This is a genomic window from Arenimonas donghaensis DSM 18148 = HO3-R19, from assembly GCF_000743535.1.
Taxonomy (GTDB): domain Bacteria; phylum Pseudomonadota; class Gammaproteobacteria; order Xanthomonadales; family Xanthomonadaceae; genus Arenimonas; species Arenimonas donghaensis.
The window spans coordinates 24,265-31,228 of sequence record NZ_AVCJ01000016.1 but is presented as its reverse complement, the minus strand read 5'-3'; the positions used below and the strand labels follow the sequence as shown (position 1 = coordinate 31,228).

General features: G+C 70.3%; 7 protein-coding genes. All 7 read right to left on the bottom strand.

Translation table 11 applies throughout. The annotated features are described in order from the left end of the window. Positions 1-98 precede the first annotated feature (98 nt). The 7 genes from N788_RS08650 to truA all read right to left on the bottom strand — a co-directional run bounded on the left by N788_RS08650 (position 99) and on the right by truA (position 6,963). Complete coding sequence (locus N788_RS08650) at positions 99-1,037, bottom strand: isopenicillin N synthase family dioxygenase (RefSeq protein ID WP_034223825.1); 939 nt, start codon at positions 1,035-1,037, stop codon at positions 99-101. 88 nt (positions 1,038-1,125) lie between these two features. Further along, positions 1,126-2,469 (bottom strand): phosphoglucosamine mutase, encoded by a 1,344-nt coding sequence (gene glmM / locus N788_RS08645; RefSeq protein ID WP_034223824.1) that lies wholly within the window; start codon positions 2,467-2,469, stop codon positions 1,126-1,128. 7 nt (positions 2,470-2,476) lie between these two features. Beyond that, entirely contained in the window at positions 2,477-3,370 is an 894-nt protein-coding gene (gene accD / locus N788_RS08640) for an acetyl-CoA carboxylase, carboxyltransferase subunit beta (RefSeq protein WP_034223821.1), read from the bottom strand. Between the two features lie 88 nt (positions 3,371-3,458). Then, on the bottom strand, positions 3,459-4,262 hold the full coding sequence (gene trpA / locus N788_RS08635) for a tryptophan synthase subunit alpha (protein ID WP_034223819.1): 804 nt from the start codon (positions 4,260-4,262) through the stop codon (positions 3,459-3,461). Positions 4,263-4,283: 21 nt separating this feature from the next. Continuing rightward, positions 4,284-5,501 carry a tryptophan synthase subunit beta gene (gene trpB, locus N788_RS08630; protein WP_034223834.1) on the bottom strand — a complete coding sequence of 406 codons (1,218 nt, stop codon included), beginning with the start codon at positions 5,499-5,501 and terminating at the stop codon, positions 4,284-4,286. 4 nt (positions 5,502-5,505) lie between these two features. Next, positions 5,506-6,141 (bottom strand): phosphoribosylanthranilate isomerase, encoded by a 636-nt coding sequence (locus tag N788_RS08625; protein ID WP_034223816.1) that lies wholly within the window; start codon positions 6,139-6,141, stop codon positions 5,506-5,508. Between the two features lie 45 nt (positions 6,142-6,186). Further along, complete coding sequence (truA, locus tag N788_RS08620) at positions 6,187-6,963, bottom strand: tRNA pseudouridine(38-40) synthase TruA (RefSeq protein ID WP_034223813.1); 777 nt, start codon at positions 6,961-6,963, stop codon at positions 6,187-6,189. Between the last annotated feature and the right edge of the window lies 1 nt (position 6,964).

The window sequence follows — 6,964 nt, the reverse complement described above, 5'->3', positions numbered from 1 at the left end:
TCAGGGCGACTGCACGCTGCCTCCACCCGCGAAGGCACCACGATCCCAAACCCTGCTCGCCCGAAGGGCAAGCCCAGAACCCCCCAGAACAGGATTCCTCAGACCAGCTTGATCTCGCGCAGGCGTTCCATCAGGTACTCGTGGCCGGTGATCGGCTCCGGGTAGCGGTCCGGGTTGTCGGCGCTGATGCACTGGGGCAGCGTCTTGATCAGGAAGTCGGGGTTCGGGTGCAGGAAGTACGGCGTTGAATAACGCGGCTTGCGCGCCTGGTCGCCCGGCGGGTTCACCACCCGGTGCGTCGTCGACGGGTAAACGTGGTTGCTCAGGCGCTGCAGCATGTCGCCGATGTTGACCACGATCGTGTCTTCCTCGGCGGTGAACGGCACCCACTCGCCCTTGCGCGACAGCACTTCCAGGCCGGCCGCGCTGGCGCCGACCAGCAGGGTGATGAAGTTGATGTCCTCGTGCGCGCCGGCGCGCACGTTCGGCACGTCCGGGGCGGTGATCGGCGGGTAGTGGATCGGCCGCAGGATCGAGTTGCCGAAGTTGGTCTTGTCCGCGAACCACTCCTGCGGCAGGCCGATGTGCAGGGCCAGCGCGCCCAGGACCCGCGAACCGAGCTGGTCGAGCGTGGTGAACAGGCCGTAGGCCACTTCCTTGAATTCGGGGATTTCCTCGGGCCACAGGTTCGGCGGCATCACCTCGGCATACTTGGAGTCGCGCGGGATCTCGCGGCCGACGTGCCAGAACTCCTTGAGGTCGAAATGCGTCGCGCCCTTTGCCGTTTCGATGCCGAACGGCGTGTAGCCGCGGGCGCCGCCGCTGCCGGGCACGTGGTACTTGCGCTTGGTTTCCTCGGGCAGGGCGAAGAACCGCTGGAAGACGTCGTAGGCGCGATCGATCTGCGCCTGCGGGATGCCGTGGTTGCGGATGCCCGCGAACCCCCATTCGCGATAGGCCGCGCCGAGCTCGGCCACGAAGGCCTCCCGGTCGGTGTCGAAGCGCTGGATGTCGAGGGTGGGGATTCTGGCGGTCACGGGGAGGGTCCGGTCGGGGTTTCAGGAAGGGAAGTCTAGGCCAGGCGGCGCCGTCGGTGCCTTGACGGGGCTCAAGCGGGCCGCCGGCTCAGGCGGCCGAGCGCACCACGTCGGCGAGGCGGTCGAGCACCTGGCGCATCAGCGCCGCGTCGTCGGCTTCCACCGTGACGCGCACCACCGGCTCGGTGCCGGACGGGCGCAGCACCAGGCGTCCGCGACCGGACAGCGCCTGCTCGGCCTCGGCCTGAGCGGCCTGCACCGCCGGCTGGTCCAGCGGCCGGGCGCCGGGCGCGATGCGCACGTTGATGGTCTGCTGGGGCAGCGGCTGGTAGTCGGACAGGGCCTGTTCGAGCGAACACCCCTGGCGGCGCAGCGCCTCGAGCACCTGCAATGCACTGACGATGGCGTCGCCGGTGCTGGCGCGGTCCAGGCACAGCAGGTGGCCGGAGGCCTCGCCGCCGAGCACGCCGCCCTGGTCGACCAGGGCCTTGTGCACGAAACGGTCGCCGACCTTCGCGCGCAGGAAGCCGATGCCCTGCCCCGCCAGGCCGCGCTCCATGGCGTAGTTGGTCATCAGCGTGCCGACCACCGGCCCGACCAGCCGGCCGCTGGCCTGCCAGTCACGCGCCAGCAGGTAGATCAGGCCATCGCCGTCCACCAGCTGGCCCCGGCCGTCGACCATCAGCACGCGGTCGCCGTCGCCGTCGAAGGCGATGCCGAGGTCGGCGCCGGTCTCGCGCACGCGCGCCATCAGCGCCTCGGGATGGGTGGAGCCGACGCCGTTGTTGATGTTCAGCCCGTCCGGCTCGACGCCCAGGGCATCGACCGCCGCGCCGAGCTCCTCGAACACCCGCGGGGCCACCTGGTAGGCGGCGCCATGCGCGCAGTCGACGACCAGCCGCATGCCGTCGAGCTTGAAATCATCGGGCACCGTGGTCTTGCAGAACTCGGCGTAGCGCGACAGCGCGTCGACGACGCGCTGGGCCTTGCCCAGGCGTTCGGAGGGCACGGTGCGGAAAGGCTGGTCGAGCTCGGCCTCGATCGCGGCTTCGACCGCGTCGGGCAGCTTCTCGCCCAGGGCCGAGAAGAACTTGATGCCGTTGTCGTGGTGTGGGTTGTGCGAGGCGCTGATGACGATGCCGGCGTCGGCGCGCAGCGAGCGCGTCAGGTAGGCCACCGCCGGGGTCGGCATCGGCCCCAGCATGCGCACGTCGGCGCCGGCGGCGACCAGGCCGGCTTCCAGCGCCGATTCGAACATGTACCCGGAGATGCGGGTGTCCTTGCCGATGACCACGGTCGCGTGTTCGCGGCCCTCGCCCACCAGCACGCGGCCGGCGGCGGCCCCCAGGCGCAGCATGAAGTCGGCCGAGATCGGGTAGTCGCCTACCCGTCCGCGGATGCCGTCGGTACCGAAATACTTGCGCTCGCCCATGCCCGGCTCAGGCGGTCTCGGCGGCCGGGGTCGCGTCGGCGGCGGGCGCCGTCTGGCGCATCATCAGGGCCAGCAGCGACGACAGCTTCTCGCGCATCTGCCGGCGGTCGACGATCAGGTCGATGGCGCCGTGCTCGACCAGGAACTCGGAGCGCTGGAAACCTTCGGGCAGGGTCTCGCGCACGGTCTGTTCGATCACGCGCGGACCGGCGAAACCGATCAGCGCCTGCGGCTCGGCCACGTTGATGTCGCCGAGCATGCCCAGCGACGCGGAGACGCCGCCGGTGGTGGGATGGGTCAGCACCGACACGAAGGGCAGGCCCTTGGCGCGCAGCCGGCCCAGGGCGGCCGAGGTCTTGGCCATCTGCATCAGCGAGAACAGGCCTTCCTGCATGCGCGCGCCGCCGGTGGCGGAGAAACACACCAGCGGACAGCCCAGTTCAAGCGCGCGTTCGGCCGCCAGGGCGAAACGTTCGCCGACCACCGAACCCATGGAGCCGCCCATGAAGCGGAATTCGAACGCCGCCACGCAGACCGGCCGGCCCTTGAGCTGGCCCTGCACGGCCACCAGCGCATCGCGCTCGCCGACGTTCTTCTGCGCCGCCTTGATGCGGTCCGCGTACTTTTTCTGGTCCTTGAAGTGCAGCGCGTCCACGGGACCCAGGGCGGCGCCGATTTCTTCGCCGCTGTCGTCGTCCAGGAAGGCCACCAGGCGTTCACGGGCGCCGATCGCCATGTGGTGCGAGCACTTCGGGCACACGCGCAGGTTCTTTTCGAGCTCGGGCCCGTAAAGCGCGGCGCCGCACTTGTCGCACTTTTCCCACAGGCCTTCGGGCACGCCACGCTTGCCGTTGCCCTGGGTCCGGATGCGGGAGGGCATGAGTTTGGTCAGCCAGCTCATTGGTCCACCGGTCTGTTGTCAGGCCGGGCAGTTTATCCCGAAAGGCCCGGCAAGGCCTCGCCCGCCTCGCGGCCGTCCCGCGTCGGGCTCAGGCGGCGTCCAGCGCGGACCGCAGCGGCGCCAGGAAGGTTTCGGCGCGGCCGGCTGCCTCTTCCGGGTCCGCCGCGCCGGCCAGGGCCTCGACCAGCGCGCTGCCCACCACCACCCCGTCGGCCGCCGGCGCCAGCGCCGCCGCGGACGCGGCGTCGCGGATTCCGAAACCGACCAGCACCGGCACGCTGGCGCGCGCACGCAGGTCGCCGGCGCGCTTGAGCACGTCGGCGACATCAAGCTGGGCGCCGCCGGTCACGCCGGCGAAGGACACGTAATACAGGTAGCCCTGCGATTCCGCGGCCAGGCGGGCCAGGCGCGTCGGCGCCGTGGTGGGTGCCGCCAGCGAGATCAGGTCCAGGCCGGTGGCGTTGAACGCGCCGCGGGTCGGCCCGGCTTCTTCGGGCGGCAGGTCCACCAGCAACACGCCGTCCACGCCGGCCTCGGCGGCGGCGCGGGCGAAGGCGTCGGCGCCGAGGATCTCGATCGGGTTGAGGTAGCCCATCAGCACCACGGGCGTCTCGCCGTCGTTTTCGCGGAATTTCGCGACGCAACCGAGCACGTAGCGCAGGCCGGCGCCGCGTTCGATGGCGCGCTCCGAGCTGCGCTGGATCGCCGGACCGTCGGCCATCGGGTCCGAAAACGGCACCCCCAGCTCGATCACGTCGGCGCCGGCACGCACCAGGGCGTGCATCACCGGCACCGTCGCCGCCAGCGACGGATCGCCGGCGGTCACGAACGGGACCAGGGCCTTGCGCTGCGCCTTGGCGAGCAGCTCGAACTTGTTTTTGATGCGGGACATGCTTCTTCCGGGTTCAGGAATTCAGAGTTCGATGCCTTCGCGCTTGGCGATGGTGAAGATGTCCTTGTCGCCGCGCCCCGACAGGTTGCACAGGACCAACGCGTCCTTGGGCAGGTCGCGGGCGAGCTTCATGGCCTGGGCGATGGCGTGGCTGGATTCGAGCGCGGCCAGGATGCCTTCCTTGCGCGCGAGCAGGTGGAAGGCCTCCATGGCTTCGTCGTCGGTCACCCCGACGTAGTCGGCGCGGCCGCTGTCCTTGAGGAAGGCGTGCTCCGGGCCAACGCCCGGGTAGTCCAGGCCGGCCGAGATCGAATGGGTCTCGATGATCTGGCCGTCGTCGTCGCAGATCACGTAGGTGCGGTTGCCGTGCAGCACGCCCGGCCGTCCCGCCACCAGCGACGCCGCGTGGCGGCCGGTTTCGACGCCGTCGCCAGCCGCCTCGGCGCCCACCAGGCGCACGCCGCGGTCGTTGAGGAAGGCGTGGAAGATGCCGATGGCATTGCTGCCGCCGCCAACGCAGGCGGTGACGGCATCGGGCAGCCGGCCATAGTCCGCCAGCATCTGCGCCCGCGACTCCTGGCCGACCACGGCGTTGAAGTCGCGCACCAGCTTCGGATACGGGTGGGGCCCGGCCACGGTGCCGATGATGTAGAAGGTGTCGCGCACGTTGGTGACCCAGTCGCGCATGGCCTCGTTGAGCGCGTCCTTGAGCGTCTTGCTGCCCGACTGCACCGGCACCACCTTCGCGCCCAGCAGCTTCATGCGGAACACGTTCGGGGCCTGGCGCTCGACGTCGGTGGCGCCCATGTAAACGACGCATTCCAGGCCCAGGCGCGCGGCGACCGTGGCGCTGGCGACGCCGTGCTGGCCGGCGCCGGTCTCGGCGATGATCCGGGTCTTGCCCATGCGCCGGGCCAGCATGGCCTGGCCGATGGTGTTGTTGATCTTGTGCGCGCCGGTGTGGTTGAGGTCCTCGCGCTTGAGCAGGATGCGCGCGCCCCCGACGTGCTGCGACAGCCGGCGCGCCTCGTAGATCGGGCTGGGCCGGCCGACATAATGTTTGTACTCGTGTTCGAGCTCGGCCTGGAACGCCGGGTCGCGCCGGGCGGCATCGTAGGCCGCCTCGAGTTCGCGCAGCGGTTCGACCAGGGTCTCGGACACGAACACGCCGCCGTAGCGGCCGAAATGACCGGCGGCGTCGGGGAAGGCGTTGAAATCGGCGATGTCCTGCGCCGGCAGGATGTCACCCGGGGTTGCTGCGGTCTGCACGTTTCACCTCTTCCACGAACTGCTGCATGCGCCCGCCATCCTTGATGCCGGGCGCGCTCTCGATGCCACTCGATACATCCACGGCGAACGGGCGCGCCGCCCGTATCGCCTCGCCGACATTGCCCGGCTTCAGGCCGCCGGCCAGGAACACCGGTTTGCCAAGCGGTGGGACGTGGGACCAGTCGAAGCGCTCGCCGCTGCCGCCGGGCTGGCCGGGGGCGTGTCCGTCGAGCAGGAAGGCACTGGCCGAAGGGTAGCGTTTCCGCAGGCCCGCCGCATCCGTGTTCCCACCGCCCATCGCCAGCACCTTGACGAAAGGCAGGCCGAAACCGCGACAGAACGCATCGCTTTCGCTGCCGTGGAACTGCAGCAGGTCGGGCTTGACCTGCTTCACGAGCGCCTCGACTTCGCTGCCGGGGTTGTCCATGAACAGGGCCACGGCGTGCACCAGCGGCGGGATGGCCTGGCGCAGGGATACGGCGCGCGTGGCATCGAGCCGGCGCGGGCTGCCCGGCGCGAACACCAGGCCGATGGCGTCCACGCCCAGCTCGACGGCCAGCCGGACGTCGCCGGGACGGGTCAATCCGCAAAACTTTATCCGGGTGTGCATGCCGTCATTGTAGGCGGTACGCGTGTGCGTGCCGTGCAGGCCCGGCTAGTCGCCGTCGATGCCCAGCTCCGCGGGCAGTCCCCACCGATGCGGGTAACGCGGCCCCAGGAACACCAGGCCGTTGGACGGCGCGGTCGGACCGGCCACCGTGCGGTCGCGCCCGGCCAGCAGTCCGGCGATCCACGCCCCTGGCTGCTCGCCCCGCCCCACCAGCAGCAGGCTGCCGACGAAGTTGCGCACCATGTGGTGCAGGAAGGCATTGGCCTGAACTTCAATCACCACCTGCTCGCCCTGTCGCCGGACCGAAATCTCGTGCACGTTCCGGCGCGCATGCTTGGCCTGGCAATGCACGGTGCGGAAGGCGCTGAAATCGTGCTCGCCGACCAGGGCCTGCGCCGCCGCATGCATGGCGTCGGCGTCGAGCGGGTGGCGTTCCCAGGTGAGGTAGTCGCGCTGCATCGCCGGCCGCACCCGACGATTGAGCACGGTGTAGCGGTACCGGCGTGCGCGCGCGGCGTAGCGGGCGTGGAAATCCGGCGCCACCGGCTGGCACCACAGCAGGCTGACCCCTGCCGGCAGCCGGCTGTTGCCGCCCTGGCGCAAGGCGTAGGGCGTGCGCTCGGCCTCGGTATCGAAATGCACGACCTGGCAGCTGGCGTGCACGCCGCTGTCGGTGCGACCGGCGCAGACGACTTCCAGGGGATGGTCGACGACAAAGGACAGGGCCTTCTCGACCGCGGCCTGCACGGTCGGTCCCTCGGCCAGGCGCTGCCAGCCGAGGAATCCGGAACCGTCGTATTCGATGCCCGCTGCGTAACGCACC